The 21,541-nt window shown below is 46.1% G+C and carries 18 protein-coding genes and 2 tRNA genes; 16 read left to right on the plus strand and 4 right to left on the minus strand.

Annotated features, from left to right (window positions below):
• The first annotated feature begins 10 nt into the window (after positions 1-10).
• The 4 genes from CS562_RS20940 to CS562_RS20955 are packed head-to-tail and all read left to right on the plus strand — an operon-like array spanning position 11 to position 4,452.
• The gene (locus CS562_RS20940) at positions 11-1,363 is read left to right on the plus strand and encodes an STM4014 family protein (RefSeq protein WP_257219565.1); all 1,353 of its coding nucleotides are present in this window, start codon (positions 11-13) and stop codon (positions 1,361-1,363) included.
• Complete coding sequence (locus CS562_RS20945) at positions 1,356-2,141, plus strand: STM4013/SEN3800 family hydrolase (protein WP_099858113.1); 786 nt, start codon at positions 1,356-1,358, stop codon at positions 2,139-2,141. The genes CS562_RS20940 and CS562_RS20945 overlap by 8 nt, the downstream gene beginning before the upstream one ends.
• 53 nt (positions 2,142-2,194) lie before the next feature.
• Entirely contained in the window at positions 2,195-3,592 is a 1,398-nt protein-coding gene (locus CS562_RS20950; protein WP_099858114.1) for an STM4012 family radical SAM protein, read from the plus strand.
• Positions 3,589-4,452 carry an STM4011 family radical SAM protein gene (locus CS562_RS20955; RefSeq protein ID WP_099858115.1) on the plus strand — a complete coding sequence of 288 codons (864 nt, stop codon included), beginning with the start codon at positions 3,589-3,591 and terminating at the stop codon, positions 4,450-4,452. Before CS562_RS20950 ends, CS562_RS20955 begins: the two co-directional genes overlap by 4 nt.
• Positions 4,453-4,631: 179 nt before the next feature.
• Here the strand turns inward: CS562_RS20955 and asnB are convergent, their stop codons facing one another.
• On the minus strand, positions 4,632-6,476 hold the full coding sequence (gene asnB, locus CS562_RS20960) for an asparagine synthase (glutamine-hydrolyzing) (RefSeq protein ID WP_099858116.1): 1,845 nt from the start codon (positions 6,474-6,476) through the stop codon (positions 4,632-4,634).
• 194 nt (positions 6,477-6,670) lie between these two features.
• On the opposite strand from asnB, the gene CS562_RS33545 reads away from it, so the two are divergent.
• The 4 genes from CS562_RS33545 to CS562_RS33555 all read left to right on the plus strand — a co-directional run bounded on the left by CS562_RS33545 (position 6,671) and on the right by CS562_RS33555 (position 7,573).
• Positions 6,671-6,799, plus strand: a complete 129-nt coding sequence (locus CS562_RS33545; RefSeq protein ID WP_257219566.1) for a hypothetical protein — start codon at positions 6,671-6,673, stop codon at positions 6,797-6,799.
• Positions 6,800-6,803: 4 nt separating this feature from the next.
• Complete coding sequence (locus CS562_RS33550) at positions 6,804-6,971, plus strand: hypothetical protein (RefSeq protein ID WP_257219567.1); 168 nt, start codon at positions 6,804-6,806, stop codon at positions 6,969-6,971.
• A 25-nt stretch (positions 6,972-6,996) separates the two neighbouring features.
• A complete protein-coding gene (locus CS562_RS20970; protein WP_053783121.1) occupies positions 6,997-7,353 on the plus strand; it encodes a hypothetical protein in 357 nt (118 codons plus the stop codon).
• A 91-nt stretch (positions 7,354-7,444) separates the two neighbouring features.
• Complete coding sequence (locus CS562_RS33555; protein ID WP_256336669.1) at positions 7,445-7,573, plus strand: hypothetical protein; 129 nt, start codon at positions 7,445-7,447, stop codon at positions 7,571-7,573.
• A gap of 78 nt (positions 7,574-7,651) precedes the next feature.
• Here CS562_RS33555 and CS562_RS20975 read toward each other — a convergent pair whose 3' ends face one another.
• Positions 7,652-7,945, minus strand: a complete 294-nt coding sequence (locus CS562_RS20975; RefSeq protein WP_053783120.1) for a magnetosome magnetite crystal formation protein family — start codon at positions 7,943-7,945, stop codon at positions 7,652-7,654.
• Between the two features lie 281 nt (positions 7,946-8,226).
• On the opposite strand from CS562_RS20975, the gene CS562_RS20980 reads away from it, so the two are divergent.
• The 3 genes from CS562_RS20980 (at position 8,227) to CS562_RS20990 (ending at position 13,628) form a co-directional block, all read left to right on the plus strand.
• Positions 8,227-8,300 (plus strand) — tRNA-Arg (locus CS562_RS20980).
• Positions 8,301-8,461: 161 nt separating this feature from the next.
• Complete coding sequence (locus CS562_RS20985) at positions 8,462-9,256, plus strand: class I SAM-dependent methyltransferase (RefSeq protein ID WP_257219568.1); 795 nt, start codon at positions 8,462-8,464, stop codon at positions 9,254-9,256.
• Positions 9,257-9,638: 382 nt separating this feature from the next.
• Positions 9,639-13,628: a S8 family serine peptidase gene (locus CS562_RS20990; RefSeq protein WP_099858117.1), complete on the plus strand. Its 3,990-nt coding sequence runs from the start codon at positions 9,639-9,641 to the stop codon at positions 13,626-13,628.
• Between the two features lie 241 nt (positions 13,629-13,869).
• On the opposite strand, the gene CS562_RS20995 is transcribed toward CS562_RS20990, so the two are convergent.
• Together CS562_RS20995 and CS562_RS21000 are read right to left on the minus strand one after the other, a co-directional pair.
• Positions 13,870-15,102 (minus strand): CynX/NimT family MFS transporter, encoded by a 1,233-nt coding sequence (locus CS562_RS20995; RefSeq protein ID WP_099858118.1) that lies wholly within the window; start codon positions 15,100-15,102, stop codon positions 13,870-13,872.
• Between the two features lie 158 nt (positions 15,103-15,260).
• Positions 15,261-15,334, minus strand: a tRNA-Arg gene (locus CS562_RS21000).
• Positions 15,335-15,738: 404 nt separating this feature from the next.
• Between CS562_RS21000 and CS562_RS21005 the strand changes: the two genes are divergently transcribed.
• From CS562_RS21005 to ispG, 5 genes are all read left to right on the plus strand, one after another.
• The gene (locus CS562_RS21005) at positions 15,739-16,581 is read left to right on the plus strand and encodes a hypothetical protein (protein WP_099858152.1); all 843 of its coding nucleotides are present in this window, start codon (positions 15,739-15,741) and stop codon (positions 16,579-16,581) included.
• A gap of 135 nt (positions 16,582-16,716) precedes the next feature.
• On the plus strand, positions 16,717-18,057 hold the full coding sequence (tig, locus tag CS562_RS21010; protein WP_076290796.1) for a trigger factor: 1,341 nt from the start codon (positions 16,717-16,719) through the stop codon (positions 18,055-18,057).
• 377 nt (positions 18,058-18,434) lie between these two features.
• The gene (gene clpP, locus CS562_RS21015) at positions 18,435-19,025 is read left to right on the plus strand and encodes an ATP-dependent Clp endopeptidase proteolytic subunit ClpP (RefSeq protein WP_024633993.1); all 591 of its coding nucleotides are present in this window, start codon (positions 18,435-18,437) and stop codon (positions 19,023-19,025) included.
• A 12-nt stretch (positions 19,026-19,037) separates the two neighbouring features.
• Complete coding sequence (gene clpX / locus CS562_RS21020; protein ID WP_063566713.1) at positions 19,038-20,291, plus strand: ATP-dependent protease ATP-binding subunit ClpX; 1,254 nt, start codon at positions 19,038-19,040, stop codon at positions 20,289-20,291.
• A gap of 123 nt (positions 20,292-20,414) precedes the next feature.
• Positions 20,415-21,512, plus strand: coding sequence for a flavodoxin-dependent (E)-4-hydroxy-3-methylbut-2-enyl-diphosphate synthase (ispG, locus tag CS562_RS21025; RefSeq protein WP_076290795.1), 1,098 nt, complete (start codon positions 20,415-20,417; stop codon positions 21,510-21,512).
• Positions 21,513-21,541: the final 29 nt, after the last annotated feature.

The following is a 21,541-nucleotide window of genomic DNA, read 5'->3' on the forward strand; positions in this document are numbered from 1 at the left end:
GATGTCAGGCATGACGGAAATGGAAGAAAATTTGCAAAGCCCAGTTAAGGATTCGGATATGACTCTGGAGCAGCCGTTATTGTTAATTGGAAACCCGAATAATCGCCGTACCCTTGGATTACAGAAGGCAAGACAGCGTATTGGCTTACAACCTGCATTTGTGTTGCCTTATGCGCATTTACTAAAGACTTGGAGACGGGGCGGAACCATGGTGGATGCCGTACAGCAATGTCTGGAAGGGCGAGGGACTACGTGCATGCAGGGAGAGCCGTGGATATCTTCACCAGCATCGATGTTATATGAGAATCATGATTCAGTTCATGGCGTGAATAGTATACCTCTTATTCGACTGGATGCCCCTGGTGAGGAATGGGAAGTAGAGCGTGAGCTGCTCTTTCTTGGAGCTGTGAATGATGTATCTTCGTTAATCGATGGCCTTTCTGCGAGAATAATTCCGGCAGAACAGACACTCACTCTTGAACAGGAGTGGGGGCGGATCTACGCGCCCAACCAATGGTTTCGTGGTTGGAAAGCCTGTTTGGAACGAATTCGCCAGGAAGCTCTGGAATATTGGCCTAATGCCCGGTTCATGAATGATCCCGATGACATTGCGATTATGTTTGATAAAAGGAAATGCCAGCAGCATCTATCTGCTCATAGCGTTCACGTTCCCCCAACACTCCAACCTTCGGAGTCGATCCGCAATTATGCGGACCTGCGTACAGCGATGAAAACAGCGGGTATGAATCGCGTTTTCGTGAAGCTTGCGTGTGGCTCCGGTGCTTCAGGCGTTGTTGCCTACCAAATTAATCCGCGAACGGGTGCTGAAATTGCCATAACCACTGTGGGAATGGAACGGACTCAGGGAAAGATCAATTTTTATAATGAGGGCCGGTTGCGCAGGTACACACATACTTCAGAGATTTCTGCGCTCATGAATTGGCTGTGTGCTGAGGGGGCCCAGATTGAACGTTGGATGGCAAAAGCGTCCCTGGGTTCAAGCGTGTTTGATATACGCCAGCTTGTGGCAGGTGGACAAGCAGGTCATGCCATCGTAAGGCTTAGTCAGACACCGATCACCAATCTGCATTTGCGCAATGAGCGGTTGCTGCCCGCAGAAGCGGGGCTGGATGAACAGCAGATGAATGGAGTTCAGACAGCAGCGAAAGCAGCAATGGCTGCCTTCCCCAACTCATGGTCTGCTGGGATTGATGTGATGCTCAGTGGAGTTACTGAGCCGCGTGCCTATATTTTGGATGTGAATCCGTTCGGAGATTTGTTGTACAGAGTGCAGCATAACGGACTTGGAACCTATGAATGGGAAATGGAACTTTTGCGAAAGGAGCCTTACAACTATGACTGATATGAACACCATCGTAGGCTCCCATGATCTATTAATGATTACACTGGACACGTTAAGGTATGACGTAGCCAAGCTGGAGGAACAGAATTGCCCCAACCTGTGCGGTACGGGTCCTTGGGAGAAGCGTCATACTCCGGGAAGTTTTACCTATGCGGCACATCATGCTTTTTTTGGTGGCTTCATGCCTACACCTGCTAATACAAACAAAGCATCCCACGTACGACTTTTTCATTCCCGGAATACCGGATTAAAGACGCATCCGCATACGTGGCTGTTCGACACACCGGATATCGTATCCGGTTTTGCAGCTGAAGGATATCGTACAATTTGTATAGGTGGGGTCATTTTCTTCACCAAGAAAAATCCACTCGCCAAAGTGCTGCCAGGTTATTTTCAACAGAGTTACTGGCGGATGAATTTTGGGGTAACCAACCCCAAATCGACTGAGCATCAGGTTCAGCATGCCTTGAAGCTGCTGGAGCAAAGCACACCAGATGAGAAGCTGTTTTTGTTCCTGAATGTGTCTGCCATCCATGGGCCCAATCGCTATTTTGTGGAGGGAGCAAGAGAGGACTCGGTAGAAACACAGCGTGCAGCGCTTCGGTATGTGGACAAGGCCCTTGGGCCATTGTTTGATGCAATGAGGCAGCGTTCAAGGTCTACGTTTTGTTTAGCTTTTTCCGATCATGGCACGGCGTATGGTGAGGATGGCTATCAGGGGCATAGGCTCGCGCATGATGTTGTTTGGAATGTGCCTTACCGTGAATTTATTTTATAGAACAAATAATTCATATCATCAATAACTACACACCGGATACAGGGAGGAAACCGATGGACGATCAATCTCAACATACGACAGCAGGTCATTCCGCACAGTCCGGATCCAACACAGCTTCAGGTCTCAGAGAAGTACTTGCTTCACCCTATCGCTCTTATTTATATTCCTATCCCCATAAGACCGCATATCGGGAGTTGAACCCGCCTTTACCGCTCGGTCCATTGTGGGAACGTGAGAATACCGATACGTATTTTTTATATATGCACATTCCGTTTTGTGCCGCTCGTTGCGGATTCTGCAACCTGTTCACGCTGCCGGATCGTCGTGATGACACCCATGTGCGTTATGTGGATGCGCTGGAACGGCAAGCCAAACAGTGGGCACCACCCACATCACGCAGACCCTATTCAAGGTTTGCCATCGGTGGTGGGACGCCCACATTATTAAATGAAATTCAGTTGAACCGTTTGTTTGATATTGCTGAACAGGTGATGGGGCTCGATCCGACGCAAGCTTCGATCTCGGTAGAAACGTCACCGGATACCGTGACAGAAGCCAAATTGGCCATCATGAAAGAGCGGAGCGTGGACCGGGTAAGCATGGGCATCCAAAGTTTTATCGAAGCCGAAGCCTCAGCCATCTACCGTCCGCAGAAACCACAGGAAGTGGAACGAGCGCTTGAGAAACTTACACGGTATGAATTTCCTCTGTTGAATCTGGACCTAATCTATGGTCTGCCGGGACAAACGGTGGAATCATGGCTGTATTCGCTGGAACGTGTCCTTTCATATGAACCGGGTGAGATTTTCATTTACCCACTGTACACCCGCGAGAATACCATTGTGAAACCGGATGATATACAACGTCAGGGACCGGATATTCGGATGGAGTTGTATAAGGCTGCGCGTGAGACTTTAAAAAGCAGAGGCTATGTCCAGTATTCCATGCGCAGATTTGCCAAAGAACAATCATCTTCTGGAAGCAAAGAGCTTCTACCCTACAGCTGTCAGGAGGAAGGCATGGTTGGTCTCGGTTGCGGTGCACGCTCTTATACTAGTGAAGTACACTATGCTTCCAAGTATGGTGTTAGTTATAAGGCCACACAGAGCATCATCGCCGATTATGTGGCAACCGAGCGTTATGATGTGGCCGATTACGGCATTGTACTCAGCCTAGAGGAGCAGAAGCGCCGCTTTATTCTGAAAGCTCTGCTGCATCGGGAAGGATTGGCGCTATCGGATTATGATCAACGATTCGGAACGGAAGTCCTGTCAGACTACGGATGGTTGAGTGAACTATTGTCTGAGGGCATGGCTGAGCTTGAGCAGGACGATAAGGGTAACCAGGTGCTGCGTCTGACAGAAGAGGGATTGGGCTACTCGGATGCTATTGGAGATTGGCTCATCTCCGCTGAGGTTCGTGAACAAATGGAAGGGTTTGTATTCTCATGAGAGCAACCTTGTATTATCGGGGGAAGCTGTCGTCCTGTAATTACGACTGTCCATATTGTCCGTTTAGCAAAACGGTAGATTCCAAGGAGACGTTGGAAGTGGATGAACAACAACTGCGTCAATTTGTGAATTGGGTGAGGGATCAGGAGAGTGCTGGTCATCAATTTTCGATTTTCTTTAACCCGTATGGAGAAGCTCTGGTAAGACGTTGGTATCGTGAAGCGATGATTGAGCTATCGCATATGCCACATGTGGACAAAATTGCAGTCCAAACCAACCTATCTGTCAAACTGGACTGGGCCCGTGAATTGAACCGAGATAAAGCGGCTTTCTGGGCGACCTATCACCCACGTGAGACGAAAGAGTCTTCCTTCGTCAAACAATGTTTGACTTTACGTGAGATGGGACTTGCTTTTAGTGTGGGGACAGTTGGATTGCGCAGTGCATTCCCTGCTATTGAATCGATGAGGCAGGCTTTACCCGATGAGGTGTATATGTGGATCAATGCATTTAAAGATCGACCCAAATATTACAGCGTGGAAGAGGTCGACTTTTTACGATCCATTGATCCACTGTTCGAAGGGAACCTGCGGGATTATGAGAGTCTGGGTAAGCGTTGTTCCGCTGGTTCGGAGGTATTTTATGTGCAAGGGTCAGGGCATGTAAAAAGGTGTTACAAGGACCGTCGAATTATTGGGCATCTCTACCGCGATGGTTTGCAGGCTTTGGCCGCAGATCGGCCGTGTGGCATGAAGAAGTGTGGCTGTTATATCGGTTATATTCATATGGAGGATTCACCGTTCAGAGATATTTTTGGCAATGGGTTGCTTGAACGTAATCCGGTTCTAATTAATCGATAGATAGAGGTCAGCAAGTAGTAGGAAGATGCTACGGAAGAATTGCAGCAGTCACTTGATATTTTAAAGTGGGATGATGTATAGCCATACCATAATTTAGTCGTGTACGACGAAGGGGTGCCTGATGAACAGCTATTATGCTGTTCATCGGCACCCTTTTACGAATGAAAAGATAGCCTTATTTATCTTATTGCCACTTTGTACGTACGCAACCACGAGTTGATCTGTGTCAGATAAGCAAACAACTGTGGACCGGACATTAACTGTCCAAACCAGGGCAAATTCGATGAAGCATCCGGTGAGGAGGCCAATTTGCGAATTTGATCTTTGTCGATTAATGGCAAGATCGGTGAGCTGGCGTCATCCAGAATATCAAGCACCTGCTGTTTAACGGCAGCAAGATACTGCGGGTTATGTGTTTTCGGGTACGGACTCTTTTTCCGGTACAACACATCGTCAGGCAGAACACCCTCCAGCGCTTTACGCAGAATGCCTTTTTCCCGTCCGCCTGTCATTTTCATGTCCCATGGCACGTTAAATACATATTGAATCAAACGGTGATCACAGTAAGGTACCCGAACTTCAAGCCCAGCTCCCATACTCATCCGATCTTTCCGATCCAGTAGTGTAGGCATGAACCGGGTGATGTTCAGATAGGACATGACTCGCATTTGGGCTGCCTTACCGGTCTCCCCATCGAGTAAAGGCACTTCAGCCACAGCATCCGAGTAGCGGTCCGCGAGGTAGTCGAGAGGCCTGATCCATTCCCGAATGTCCGGGGATAACAATCCTGCTCGCATATCAGGCGCAACAGACCATGGGAATGTACCGGAGTTCAGCATTTCTTCCCGATGGAACCATGGATAACCGCCAAATACTTCATCCGCTGCTTCGCCTGAAATGGCAACGGTGGCTCCTTTTTTGATTTCTTTACAGAAGAGATAGAGGGAGGAGTCTACATCCGCCATCCCCGGCAAATCCCGCACAAGCATCGCCTGGGTCAGTGCATGAACCAACTCGCCATTTTCAATCTCAATCCAGTGATGGTCTGTCTTCAGTTCTTCTACCATACGCTTAATCCATGGACCATCTGCACCAGGTTGGAAGGAATGGGCCTGAAAATGCTTTGCATTATCCACATAGTCTACAGAATACGTGCTGACCTGACCTTGACCTGTACGGTTATAATAATCCACCGCTAACGCAGATAGAGCACTTGAATCCAATCCACCCGACAAAAGGGAGCAGACCGGGACGTCTGAAGCTAGCTGCCGTTCTAATGTATCTTGTAACAGTCTGCGTACTTCGGCAGCTGTCTCTTCCAAATTATGTTCGTGATTCTGACTTTCCAGCTTCCAGTAAGCATAGGTTTTAATCCCGTTTCGGTTGTAGATAAGCGCATGTGCAGGTTTGAGCTCGTTAAGGGAGGAGTATACGCCGTGTCCAGGTGTTCGGGCAGGACCGACAATAAATACTTCTGCCAAGCCTTCAGGGCCTACCACAGCTTCAACATCCGGGTGGATGAGCAGTGCTTTGGGTTCTGAGCCAAATACGAGTGCATCCTTTGCATGACTGTAGAACAGGGGTTTGACACCCAGCCGATCACGGGCGATAAAAACCTGTTCGCGTCCGCCATCCCATATGGCAAAAGCAAAAATTCCGTTAAACCGGTCAACGCAGGCCGGTCCCCACTCAATATAAGAGGCGAGCAGCACTTCCGTATCACATTGTGTGCGGAAATGGTGTCCGCGCTGGAGCAATTCCTTTTTCAGCTCGGGTGCATTGTATAGTTCTCCGTTATACACGACGGTATAGGAGGTGTCTCCCTGTAACGCATGCATGGGCTGTGCCCCGTTCTCCGGGTCCATAACGCTGAGACGCCGATGTCCGAACGCACAAGGATTGGAGATCCATGTACCTGAAGCGTCGGGCCCCCGGTTCGACAAGCTGTCCGTCATCCGGACCAGCAGCTCTGATTCCTGGGTCAAATCCCGATTCCACTGTATGAAGCCGGTTATACCGCACATGGTTTGTTCATCCTTTCTTAGTCGAGTCATTCATCCGTATGGCTGCTTAGTTGCTAACAGCCAGCAAATGTTGTCTTTTTCGTCAGAAGTCGTAACAAATATATGCCGAAAGCAGGCATAAAATGTCTGTCCTCTTCGGAAACTATATCTAGGAACAACGGCCTCAACATGCCTGTGAAGGAGAGAACTTGCAAATGGACAGTATGACCTATTATGTATCTGTCATGGGGCGCTCCGTTATTCCGGACCCGTACGTAACGTCGTATGAATGGGTGATCCAGGCGACGCCTCAGGAGGCGGAACAAATTACTGGGACTGCTTAATCTGATGCAGGAAAAAGAGGAAGAGGCCTTTCCAGGAATGGTATTCCCTTGGCCAGATACGCCAGAGGAGTCTGTAAACCGTGCATATGAAGCTGTGTTACAGCAGGTGTATCGGGAGATTTATCGCCTAGGAACACCAGAGACCCGATACCAGATTGAACAAAGTACATGAAATGGACAAAGGAGCGAGATAACAAATGTATGCTATTCAGGATGCCAAAATACGCAGATTAACCGAAGTGGATGGATTGTCTTGTGCAGAAGTTGAAGTACAGCCTGGAAATACGGGTGATCCGTCTCTACTTGTATACGTTGCGGCTACCCAGCCAGGGAATTCGCTTGAAGTCGTTCGGATTGTACGCAATCATTCGGATGCAGTCCTGGATTGGTACAATAACAATATGCATACAGCATTTGAAGATGCCACGGAAACGGCGTTTGAGAACAGTGAAGGCATTGCAGCAGGGGAAGATAAAGCACGGTTTCAGAGTGAGTTACTTGCTTTTGGATTACTGGGACCGACACTTCAACGCTATTTGGTGGGGCAAGGTTAAGGCGGTCGTTCCAACAAATGCCGATAGCTGCAAAGGATAAGTGAAATTACCCGGAGCCATACTATATACAAGTTCCGGGGAGGTGATAGCAATGGCTTCCAAGTTCAAGAAAAACAAAGGGAACCTTTATGCGCATCATACCGAGTTTGCCGAGGAAGTGCTCGCCATTAACAGCAAGCGTCCTGCCCAGAGAAATCCGTGGCGTCAGGGGAACAAGTAACCGGAATGCAGAAACCCGCCCTTCTTTTGAAAGGCGGGTTTTTGAATGTTTATTTTAACTTGGTTGTGGAGCTTGTGGTTAGGCATACTCACGCAGCACTTGAATGCCTTTGACGATATTGTACACAAAACTTAATGCATAAATAACAAAGAAGAGTATTACAAATCCGACAGCGGAACCCAGACTGTGGGCGGTAACGAAGAAATAAAGTAGCGGGATTGCCGCAAGAAACGGGAATATATGCGAGAATAAGGCTCGTTTCGCATGTCCCTCAATATAGTTGTCTTTGGCTACAATCCAAATGATGATGGGAAACAAGAACGGTGCGAAGAAAATACTAAAATAGGATAATGCTGATAAAAGTTGTCTCATAGCGGTTTCTCTCCTTTATTTGGTTCAATTGAATGTATGTATGCAAATGATTACCCAGCAAGTCTCATCCTGAATAGGTCTGCCCATTTTAAATGCACTGAGCTTGATATCCTCAATATTGCCTGCTTAAAGCATTCATATTCTGTACCTGTATTGAGTATGAAAATAATACGTTCAAGCCATGTGGAATGATGTAATTATTAATTTTTTTATAAAACTATTGAAAAATATAGAAATCAGAGTATAATAGGAATCGCGCGGTATTTTTATTATACATATTTGTCTCAGTAGCTCAGCAGGATAGAGCAACGGCCTTCTAAGCCGTCGGTCGGGGGTTCGAATCCCTCCTGGGACGTTAGAAAAAAGCTTCCTTCGAGAAGCTTTTTCGCGTACAGGGATGAGAACCCCGATGGTTCGTCGGAGTTTGGTGATAGTTTATAGGTATAAACTATCAAATGTATAGAATTTATATATTTAAATAATAAACCATCTTGTGACACAATGAAGATATCAATCATGAAAGCGATGGTGGTATCCATGCAATCGATTAATCAATGGCAAGCAGATGAGTATGACAACAAACTGGCTTTTGTATCGGGTTACGGCAAAAGTTTAATCTCATGGCTTCAACCTCAAAAAGGGGAGTATATCCTTGACTTGGGATGTGGAACGGGGGATTTGACGTACGAAATTTCTGTAACGCAGGCTGAGGTAGTTGGCATGGATGCATCACCGGACATGATTCGCCGTGCAAAAGAGAAGTTCCCCAATATCGAGTTTATGGAGGGTGATGGACATCAGTTTGCGACGAACAAGCTCTATGATGCCGTCTTTTCCAATGCAGCTCTGCATTGGATGCGAAGTCCTCGACTTGTAGTGGATAGTGTATGGAAGTCTTTGAAGCCTGGGGGACGTTTTATAGCGGAGTTCGGTGGCAAAGGCAATGTACAGATCATTGTAGATGCATTAGAGGAAGTGTTTGAGCGACACACTGGCATTCGTGGATCAGAGCGCAACCCTTGGTATTTCCCGACGATCGGGCAATATAGCAACATTTTGAAACAATGCGGATTTTTGGTGCGACAGGCCTATCACTATGACCGTCCTACCAGATTGGCGGATGGTGAACAGGGTATAGAGGGCTGGTTGGCTCATTTTGGAGGGGACTATTTTGAAGGTTTGAGTCAGGAGCAAATTCAGAAAATCTGTCGTGAAACTAGCCATATCGTTGTGCCGAAGCTCTGGAAAGAAGATGCAATCTATGCCGATTATAAGCGTCTTCGAATTGAAGCAGTGAAGCCGGGATGTTAAATAAGCAAAAGATGTGTAACTGTTAAATGAATTAATAATATATTTTTCATGAAATCCATCGATCACATATAGGCTGGGAATCTCTTTCAGAATGAAGAGACTCTTGGCCTTTTTTCCTATGTTGTATTTAAAAATTGAATTATTAAATCGACAAATAAATACAATTTCACATTTTTCTCTTACTCAAGAACCATATAAGTAATTTTTATATCATATTTGTAATTATTTAGAAGGTAAATGTGCTATTTTAGTAGAATAATTTACCAAGGGTCAATCTACTTGCAGATAGGGCGGTGAGTTGTCACAGGTATTGCAGTACTTGTCATTGCAGGACCCAAGCGATTGGTGAGGTACTTTCATATTGAGAAGGAGGGGCATAGCCTTGAATAAACGATTGATATCTATATTGTTAAGTATCCTGATGACTTTTTCTATCATCATGCCAGCGGTTGGAGCCGCTCCTGTAGGTGTACAGCTTGAGAATTCGCTAAGCAAGGCCGAAGCCAAACAATGGCGAGAAATTCTTGCCCAGCGGGAAGGCAAGCTTGCAGCAGATCCATTTTTGGACAAGAGCCTGGAAGGTCTTGGAGGGGAGAATACAAGAGTAATTGTTGAGCTCTCCAATAAACCAGTTGCTGTTGCGCAAGGCGAATCTACCCTCTCAGGAAAATCTTTTACCTCCTCTATGGAAACAAAGGCTGTGAATCAAGTCGAGCAACAACATCAGTCATTTGTACATAGCCTCACTCAGAATAAAATCAAACACGAAGTATTGGAAAATTACGCATATGCTCTGAATGGTGTAGCCATTGAACTTAAGGGTAACCAATTGGGGCAATTGCTTCGCATACCGGGCGTTGTCAGTGTATACCCTGACCTTGAAATTAACGTAGCCCCGGAAACTGATGAAGTGAATCCTTATATGAAAGATACCGCACCATTTATTGGCGCCCCTGAAGTATGGAATCTGGGATACAAAGGAAAAGGCGTCAAAGTTGGTGTTATTGATACAGGAATCGATTATGAACATCCTAATTTGCAAGACGCCTACAAAGGTGGATGGGATTTCGTTGAAAATGACAATGATCCTTATGAGACAACACGTGAAGAATGGAAAGGATCTGGCGCACCTGAATTTAATGCGAATGGAAGCGCCTATTACACATCCCACGGTACTCACGTAGCCGGTACCATTGCTGCTCGTGAAGCAGGGGACTACGGTATTGTCGGGGTTGCACCCGAAGCTGACATCTATGCCTATCGTGTGCTTGGACCCTACGGAAGTGGTCAAACTTCATGGGTGCTTGGTGGAATTGACCGTTCCGTTGCCGATGGCATGGACGTAATCAATCTCTCGTTGGGTAACGCTGCCAATGATCCAAGTTATATCACTTCAGTTGCACTGAATAATGCCATGCTGTCTGGCGTGACAGCAGTTGTGGCAAGCGGAAATGATGGTCCGAATCGTTATACATTAGGTTCTCCAGGAGCATCTGCTATGGCAATCACTGTAGGTAACTCCACAGGGCCTAGCCAGAGTATAACAGCCAACACGCATTTCTGGATTGGTGAGGAAGGTGAAGGTACGCTTCCTGAAGAACAACCTGTCCCTGAAGTTGAGCCGTCTCCTGAACTGGGTACAGCACCGGGTACGGATACTCCTGAAGTTCCGGCTCAAGGTGAATTATCAACCACACCGGAAGATGTGACAGGTGATGAAGCTTCATCAACAAACGAAGCTGCATTGTCTGAATCAGCATCTGACGATGATACAGCTTTAGATGTGGAAGCCAGCCAATCAGAAGAGGGTGTTCAGCCAGCCTCGCCTTCGGCACCAGTCGAAACCTCTCCAGAGGTTGCACCTGTGAAAGAAGAGCCTGCGATTGCTCCAACTGAAACGGAGCAAAATCCATTGGCTGTTACTGAGTCGGTGTACCGACTTGATGTAATGGGCTGGAGTCTTTCAGCCGATCCGGAATCGGTTTTGACGGATCAATATGATCTTTTATTTGCAGGGTTGGGTAAACCGACCGACTTTGAAGGCAAGGATTTTACAGGCAAAGTGGCTTTTGTACAGCGCGGTGAGCTGGCATTTGTAGAGAAAGTAGCCAATGCCAAAGCTGCTGGTGCAGTTGCTATTATCGTATATAACAATATTCCAGGCCCGATCGGTGTGAGTTTGGGAGATAATTTTGAACTTATTCCAACCTTGAGCATGTCGAAGGAAGATGGAGAAAGTATCAAGGCTGAGCTGGATGCTGGTCAAAGCGTTGAAGTGAGTTTCAGTGACTTCGTTAAAGGTCAAACGGCTGGAGATGAAATGAATCCATCCAGCTCCCGCGGACCAGCCAAGGTGACTCTGGATATCAAACCGGATATAGTTGCACCGGGTACCAGCATTCTGTCTACTGTTCCTGCCTATGGCAAGGACGAGCCTGAAGCAGATTATTCACAGGCTTATGATCGTAAATCAGGTACAAGTATGGCCACGCCTCATGTTGCCGGACTAGTTGCCCTGTTGATTGAGAAGCACAGTGACTGGACACCATTTGATATTAAAGTAGCACTCATGAACAATGGTAAAGTGCTCGACACAACCAATTACGATGTGTTTGATCAAGGTGCAGGGCGTATTCAAGCGGTGAAAACGATTGATCCTGCTGCATTTGTTAAAGTATTGGATGTAACGAAATACACAGAGAATGGCGTGGCTGTAGAGAAACCAAATGTTACAGGTAGTGTGAATTTTGGCAACTTCCTCAGCACGGACGAAAAAATCGTCAGCAAAACGATCAAAGTGGAGTCGCTGAATGGCAGCGGTGGAAACTACACTGTAAGCGTGAATCCGACACGTACAATCCCTGGTGTATCCGTTGCGGTGGACAAGAGCTCTTTTACACTGAATGGTGAGGAAGAGTTACAGGTTACTATTACAGTTCCAAAAGGTGTTACTGCGGTAACAGAAGCGCAAGGATACCTTCAGTTGTCTAATGGAACGGACACATTCAGTGTTCCATATGTCGCACATTTCAACCTTACCCTGGCAGGCGTTAAATACATTGAGACTGTATATGGTACAGAGAAGAACCCGTTCCATTATCCATTGAAGTCTGATGGTACGCTGGATACACTCAATGTAGCTATGGAATTCTACAATCCTATGAATTTTGCCCTTATTGAGATCTTTGATGGCCTTAACCCGGATGGGGGCTATTATGGAGATGGATATATTGGATCTATTTTTGGGAACTACTACAATTTTGCTGCCAACACAAGATATAATCTAGCTTGGGATGGAGAGTATGCAGACTACACTACCGACGAGGTAACAACTATTCCAGATGGTCTTTATACGGTTGACATCACTACAATCGGTGTTGATGGCAAAACGTATATCGAAGATACTTCTCCATTTTTGGTGAAAAAAGCAGCGCCTGATGTAACAGCACCAGATAAGTTGGAATTCAAGCAAGATGAATCTGCTGTCATTAACGGCAGTGTGGATGATTTGTACTTCCGTGTTGCTCCTTCACTTAAAGAGAACTGGAACATTGAGTTTGACCCAGCGGCTGCCTTGAAAGCAACGTATGTCCTGAAAAAAGAGGATGGTTCGATTTACAAGGAGGGTGTATTTGAAGTAAAACCTGATGGTAGTTTCACTCTTCCTTTAGAAGGCATCCAAGCAGGTGAATATGCCGTTGAACTTACGGTAAAAGACCAACAAGGGCTTTCTGGTAAAGCCACTACGGCACTGAGTCTGAAATCCAAGGAGACTGAGCCGGAAACTCCAGCTGTCAAAGCGCCTGGCACACCTGTGTTGTCTCATAATAATTGGGTTGGTAATGGCCTGAGCGAAGGCTCATATATCGTTACCATGAACCTGTGGTGGGGCGAGAATGCCACCAGCTACAAGCTTTATGAGGACGGGGTTTTGATCGATACGCAGAAGTTGACCTACAATGCGCCTCTGGCACAGTTTGCCCAAACGAAGATCACAGGCAAAGCCAACGGCACCTATACGTACGTAGCTGAGCTAACGAACGACAAAGGGACCACGCGGAGTCAGACACTGACAGTCAAGGTTACCAACGCATCGCCAGGCAAAGCAGTTCTCTCTCAAGATAACTGGGATGGCGACGGTAATTATAAGGTAACTATGAACTTGTGGTGGGGAACCAATGCTACTGAGTATCGCCTCTACGAAAATGATAAGTTGATCGATACCCAAGCACTCAATGCGGTTACGCCTAATGCGCAAAGTGCCGTTACTTCGCTGACTGGACGCACTTCGGGCACGTATACTTACCGGGCTGAGTTACTCAACGCAGCGGGTGTCACCAGCACTGATAAGATCACGGTAAAAGTGAAATAAACTCTTCGGCACTTATTTATTGAAGCAATTGTTTTTCACATAAGCGGTCTTCATCCTAATCCTCGCGGGATGGAGACCGTTTTATTTTGTTTTTTCTCTGTTGAGTGAATGGATAACTGCTTATTGTCCTGTTAGTTGTAAATTGAATATAGTTCGCATGAAAGTCCGCTAATAATAAAATGCTCCCCTCATGGAGACAGGTTTTGTTAGCCTGTCACTCATAAGGGGAGCGTAAATTAATCTAACCGATCACTCGATTCTTGCTGGCTTTTATACCTGCTATCAGTAATACAATGGCGAGGAGAACCTGTACCAGCAAGGGAAGGGTCCATCCTTGTGTCCAATCATGAAGCACGCCGAACAGCAACGGCCCGACGGCTGCCAGCATATACCCAAAGGATTGAGCCATACCTGAAAGTCCCGCAGCCTGTCTTGCATCAGACGTACGCAGTACAAAAAACATGGTTACAAGTCCGAACGAAGCCCCGGCTCCAACGCCGGCCAAAGCAACACCGACGGTTACGAGAGAGGAGATGCCGCTCAAAAGGAATGCGTACCCCAGAATCAGACATGAACCTGTAATTGCTGTCAGCCCACGTTGATCTTTCATTCGTCCAGCCAGAATGGGAACGATGAACGTTACCGGAACACTAACCATTTGCATCAGGGATAACATCCAGCCCGCTGAAGAGGAACTGAAACCCTGATCAGATAGAACCTCTGGCAGCCAGGTAATTGTAGTGTAAAAAATTAAAGATTGCAGTCCCATGAACAATGTGACATACCAGGCTAAGGAAGATGTAATAAGGCGAACCGGCTTCGCTTCCGTTTTCGAAGCCACGTAAACTTCGCCGCGACGTCCAGAACGGACGTGAGGCAGCCAGAGAATGAGGGCCAAAATGGACAGTATAGCCCACATGCCGAGTGAAGCATGCCAACCCATGGAGGTTAAGCCTGCCGCAGGAACGCTGATTCCTGAGGCGATAGCGCCCCATATATTCATGGACACAGAATAAAGTCCGGTAACGAGCCCTACTCGCAATGGGAAATCCCTTTTGATTAGACTGGGCAGCAATACGTTGCTCAGGGCAATGCCACATCCAAGGATCGCTGTTCCTGCAAAGAGAACGGGTACAGAGGGCATAAACCGGAGGGATACGCCTATGGTCACGAGGATTATGGCAGTTAACAGAGCGGTTTCTAGTCCGAATCTTCGCGCCAATTGTGGAGCGAACGGAGAGATTGCCGCGAAGGCAAGCAAAGGAAGAGAGGTGAGTAAGCCTGCCAATGTATGACTTATTCCTGTATCTGTACGGATCAGTTCCACAATGGGACCTGTTGCCGTAATAGGTGAACGCATTGTTGCTGCGATAACGATAATGCCTGCCAGCAAGAGCCCGAGTTTCATGGATGCTGACGATGAATTATCGACTGCAGAGCGGTCAGGTGAGTTTTGACGTAAAGATGATGGCATGGTAAATCTCCTATAGTTTATTTGTCTAATATGTATACTTTGATACATACATATACATAAACAAGCATAACATCCCGTGTCAACATCAGCCGATTAACGTATTCAATCATCCCCAGAACGCAAAAAAATGCTTCCCGAAGGAAGCATTTCTTTAATTACGTCCCAGGAGGGATTCGAACCCCCGACCGACGCCTTAGAAGGGCGTTGCTCTATCCAGCTGAGCTACTGAGACATGAAATTTTTCAAGCAAAATTGATTTTATCATAAATNCCTTAGAAGGGCGTTGCTCTATCCAGCTGAGCTACTGAGACATGAAATTTTTCAAGCAAAATTGATTTTATCATAAATAATGATGAATATCAAACATTTTATTTTAATATATTTTTCGTATATGATATTTGGCGGCAGTAACGTTTTTTTTATTATAATTAAGGTTATGTTAGAATATCAGAAGAACTCAAAAAATAGATCGACTTTCGTTTAATATACATCTATTTATGGTTGATTGCGACTGGAGATTCAGGATACAGAGGAGGTGCTCCTATTAAGGAATCCACGACCCCGGAAACCGAGCACAGTAACAATATCGTGCTGTTTCCTAAGACGCTGGACTATTACCAGATTCAATTGACGGTTATGCTAGAAAATGAACGATATGGTGAAGCGATGGACCTGCTTCGCTTTTTGCTGCAATGCCAAGGGCAGGAAGAACGGCATTACGACGAATGGCGAGCCCTGCTCGAATGGCTTGAAGCTGCATTCCCTCATTATGGGGAAGATTTACCCGAGGTTCGTGAAGAGCGTGAGGAAGAGGAAATCAGCGAAGAGGACATGGCACGTCAACATGCCCGATCCAAGCTTGAGCAGGATGACGGCTATGCGGATAAACTGCTTCGTACCGTGATGGAGGAACCTTTATCTGAACAAACGATGCTGGCGCTGGAGCAGCTTGCATATCTCGATCGGCCAGAAATTGATGATTCGCTTACCGGTTGGCTCAAAGACAAGACGCTGCATCCTTTACTTCAGTTCCGTGTGCTTCAGACATTACGCCGCCGAGGTGTTCAAGGCATTATTGCGTTTACTCGTGGGGAAGAGCCGGTTGAAGTGGAGATTGATACGGTTCCGCTGAGACCTGAGGATTTCCCGATTCAGATCGTTCAGATTCTTGAAAGAGTGGCAGATCAGACGGAGGTTCATGAACCTACGCTCTTTTATTTTGCACAAGAACTATGGATTCAATATGTCATGGCCGTGTACGGAACCCGTGATTACCTGTCCATGCTGGAAGAAAATGATTCCATGACAGATATATGGGCTGCTGCTCTACATATGACCGTTGCAGACAGTCTGGGCGGTTCGCATGACGAGGAAGATACTCGCTCAATGTATGCTGTGACAGGGGCGATGCGCTTTCGTCTGGAGCAAGCATATCGATCGATGAAGCAGTTTGTTTCTGCCGGTTTGGATGGTCAATAGGACCCGGAAACGTTTTCCTCAAACCGTATCAAGGGATTCCCCTTGAAAAAGAATCTAATCTTGTTTATACTAAAATGGTTATTTTGTACGTGATTGCCTACGTGAACATGCGAATTTTGGAGGGGAAAGTATACAATGAAAGCAACTTGGGAAAAGATAGAGAAGAACCTTGGGGTTCTTGAGGTTGAAGTGGGTGCAGATCGTGTAACTGCAGCACTCGACAAAGCTTTTAATAAAGTAGTTAAACAAGCAAACGTACCTGGATTCCGTAAAGGTAAAGTTCCACGTTCGATCTTCGAAGCTCGTTTTGGTGTGGAAAGCTTGTATCAAGAAGCAATTGACATTTTGCTTCCTGAAGCTTACACAGAAGCAATCGACCAAACGGATATCTTCCCGGTTGATCGTCCTGACGTAGACGTCGAGCAATTCGCTAAAGGACAAGTATTCAAGTTCAAAGCGAAAGTAACCGTTAAACCTGAAGTTACACTGGGTGACTACAAAGGCGTTGAAGTTGCTGTAGCCAAACATGAAGTAACGGATGTAGAAGTGACTGAAGAGCTCGAGCGTCTTCAACAACGTCACGCAGAACTCGTTGTTATCGACGAAGGCGCTGCACAAAACGGCGACGTTGCTGTAATCGACTTTGACGGTTCCGTTGATGGTGTACCGTTCGAAGGCGGACAAGCTGAGCGTTATTCCCTGGAACTTGGTTCCAACACATTCATCCCAGGATTTGAAGAGCAGGTTGTGGGTCTTTCCACAGGCGACTTCAAAGACGTTGAAGTAACTTTCCCAGAGAGCTACCATGCAGCTGAACTGGCTGGCAAAAAAGCGGTATTCAAAGTGAAAGTACATGAAATCAAACGTAAACAACTTCCTGAACTGGATGACGAGTTTGCAAAAGATGTTAGCGAATTCGATACGCTTGAAGAGTACAAAGCTGACCTGAAAACGCAATTGGAATCCCGCAAAGCAGATGAAGCCAAAGCAGCTCAAGAAAATGCTGTTGTAGAAAAAGTGGCTGAAAATGCTGAAGTGGATATTCCTTCTGCAATGATCGACAGCGAAGTACAAAACATGATGCGTGATTTCGACAACCGTCTGCGCAACCAAGGTATGAACCTGGAAATGTTCCTGAGCTTCTCCGGTCAAACACAAGCTGACCTGAGAGGACAAATGCAGGAAGATGCTTCCAAACGTGTTCGTAACAACCTGGTTCTTGAAGCAGTTGGTAAAGCGGAAAACATCGAAGTGTCTGACGAAGAAGTTAACCAAGAACTCGAAAAAATGGCTGAGTCTTACAAGCGTCCTGCTGAAGAGATTCGTGGCATTCTCGAGGGTAATGGTTCCCTGGACAGCCTTCGTGACGAAGTGAAACTGCGTAAAACGATCGATGTTCTCGTTGAGAACAGCAAAGTCGTTGAAGCTGTTGAAGCTCCAGCTGAAGAAGTTGCTGCAGAAGCTGACGAAAAATAAGACAAGCTGTTATGTAATGAACAGCTGAATAAACGATAAGGCACGTGAATCATTGCGTGCCTTATTTTTAAATTATGGCATCCATTTTATAGAGGATTCAGTAATAATATGGATGGGATTCGTTGTGGCATTGGTTATGCACATTCAACGTCCTATGGTTCTCCTGCAAATAAAAAAAAGGTGAAACGGCATAGGATTGCTCCGATTTGCACATACATAGAAAACATGGTTAAATATGATCAGGCAAAAAAGTAAACTCACTCTGTCTTGACACCACTTGTGAAAAATGACATTGTCACAGGAACGTGTTAGAATGAATTTGGGTTTGCTTTACAGGTAGCCTATGTCTAATTACATGTAGAAAAGAGGTTGGTCTCATGAGTCTGGTGCCAATGGTTGTTGAACAAACCAATCGAGGCGAGCGGTCTTACGATATATATTCGCGTTTGCTGAAGGATCGCATTATCTTTTTAACCAGTGCGATTGATGACGATGTAGCCAATCTTGTCATAGCGCAGCTTTTGTTTTTGGCAGCCGACGATCCTGAGAAGGATATCAGCTTGTACATTAATTCACCTGGTGGTTCTGTCACCGCAGGGATGGGTATATACGATACGATGCAATATATCAAGCCGGATGTATCGACCATTTGCGTAGGTATGGCAGCAAGCATGGGCTCGTTATTGCTGACAGCCGGTGCTCCTGGCAAACGATATGCGCTGACTAACAGCGAAGTGATGATTCATCAGCCGCTTGGCGGCGTTCAAGGACAGGCTGCGGATATCAAAATTCACGCAGAATGGATTATTAAAACACGTCAGAAACTGAATCAAATATACGTCGATCGTACAGGTCAACCCCTTGAGAAAATCGAGCGGGACACAGACCGTGACTTTTTCATGAGTGCTGAAGAAGCCAAAACGTACGGCATTATTGACCAGGTGCTCAGCAGACCGATCAATTCCTAAAGGGGTGGTTTCATGTTTAAATTTAACGATGAGAAAGGGCAATTGAAATGCTCTTTTTGCGGTAAATCTCAGGAACAGGTGCGCAAGCTGGTCGCTGGACCGGGCGTTTACATTTGTGATGAATGTATCGAACTGTGCACTGAAATCGTAGAGGAAGAGCTCGGTCATGACGAAGAACTGGACCTCAAAGATATTCCAAAACCGAAAGAAATCCGCGACATTCTTGACCAGTACGTCATTGGACAGGATCAGGCGAAGAAGTCTTTGTCTGTAGCGGTTTACAATCACTATAAACGGATCAACACACAAAGCAAGATTGAGGACGTTGAATTGCAAAAAAGTAACATTTTGCTGTTAGGACCTACGGGTTCTGGTAAAACGTTGCTTGCGCAAACGATGGCCAAAATCCTTAATGTTCCTTTTGCTATTGCTGATGCAACTTCATTGACTGAAGCAGGTTATGTCGGCGAAGATGTAGAGAACATTCTGCTCAAGCTGATTCAAGCTGCTGATTATGATGTGGAAAAAGCAGAGCGCGGCATTATTTATATCGATGAAATTGATAAAGTAGCGCGTAAATCCGAGAACCCATCCATTACACGTGATGTATCGGGTGAAGGTGTTCAACAAGCGCTCCTGAAAATCCTGGAAGGAACTGTAGCTTCTGTACCGCCACAAGGTGGTCGTAAGCATCCACATCAGGAATTCATCCAGATTGATACCACCAACATCTTGTTTATTTGTGGCGGTGCCTTCGATGGTCTCGAGCAAATGATCAAACGCCGGATCGGTAAAAAAGTCATCGGCTTTAACACCGTTGCGGAACAAAAAGATCTTAAACCAGGTGAATATCTGGGTATGGTATTGCCGGAAGACTTGCTGAAATTCGGTCTGATTCCGGAATTTGTAGGCCGTTTGCCAGTTATCTCCACTTTGGAGCCTCTGGACGAAGATACATTGGTACGGATTCTGTCCGAGCCAAAAAATGCGCTTACGAAACAATACCAAAAATTGCTTGAACTGGATAATGTAAATCTGGTGTTTGAACCAGGAGCATTACTGGCGATTGCGAAGGAAGCCATTAAACGTAACACGGGTGCACGTGGTCTGCGCGCAATCATCGAGGGCATTATGCTTGAGATTATGTACGAAGTACCTTCCCGTGATGATGTTACGAACTGTGTCATTACCGAAGAAGTCGTTGAGAAGAGAGTCGTTCCTGAACTAAGCCAATCCAAGGACGACAAGCAGGAAGAAAGTGCCTAACTAAAGGTTAATATTCCGTTTCAACACTGAAATATAGACTTGTCAGTTCTCCACTCCTGGCAGAAGGCGAATTCATGTCTCTGTCAGGGTGGAGCTTTGACGTTGTGGGGAGAGAAATCACTCATGTTTTTAAGACAAGATACACGACCCGTAAAAGTGGGTAACTTAACGATTGGTGGCAGCAACGAAGTCATCATCCAGAGCATGTGTACAACGAAAACGGCAGACGTTGAGGCGACCGTGGCAGAGATTTTGCGTTTGGAAGAAGCAGGATGTCAAGTGGTGCGTGTAACAGTGAACAATGAGGAAGCTGCAGCAGCCATCAAGGAAATCAAAAAACGGATTAATATTCCGCTCGTAGCGGACATCCATTTTAATTATAAACTGGCGCTCCTTGCGATTGAGAACGGCATCGATAAAGTACGGATTAATCCCGGCAATATCGGTAAACGTGCAAAAGTAGAGGAAGTCGTCAAAGCTTGTAAAGAGAAGGGTATTCCGATTCGAATCGGGGTAAACGCAGGATCTCTGGAAAACCATTTGCTTGAGAAATATGGTTACCCAACAGCTGATGCTATGGTAGAAAGTGCACTTTATCACATTGGTATTTTGGAAGAATTGGATTTCCATGATATCATCGTGTCTCTCAAAGCATCGGATGTGCCGATGGCGATTGAGGCGTATACCAAAGCAGCTCAAATCATTCCGTATCCGTTGCATCTGGGGATTACCGAGGCGGGTACATTGTTCTCGGGTACAATTAAAAGTTCTGCCGGTATGGGTGCTTTGTTATCGATGGGTATTGGTTCGACGATGCGGATATCGCTTAGTGCAGACCCGGTTGAGGAAATCAAGGTCGCTCGTGACCTGCTCAAAACCTTTGGTCTAATTTCCAATGCAGCTACGCTGATTTCCTGTCCTACCTGTGGGCGTTTGGATATCGATCTGTTCTCCATTGCGAATGAAGTGGAAGAGTATATCTCCAAACTCAAGGTGCCGATCAAAGTATCGGTGTTGGGTTGTGCCGTTAACGGTCCGGGTGAAGCCAAGGAAGCGGATATCGGTATTGCCGGTGCACGTGGAGAAGGCTTGTTGTTCCGTCATGGTAAAATGATCCGTAAAGTTCCGGAAGAAATCATGGTTGAGGAATTGAAAAAAGAGATCGACAAAATCGTGGAGTCCTATGAAACGACAGGCGTTATTCCTGGTCGCTCGCACTGATTGATTTATATATCGTTATGTAACAGTCC

The organism is Paenibacillus sp. LK1, assembly GCF_002750415.1.
Taxonomy (GTDB): domain Bacteria; phylum Bacillota; class Bacilli; order Paenibacillales; family Paenibacillaceae; genus Paenibacillus; species Paenibacillus taichungensis.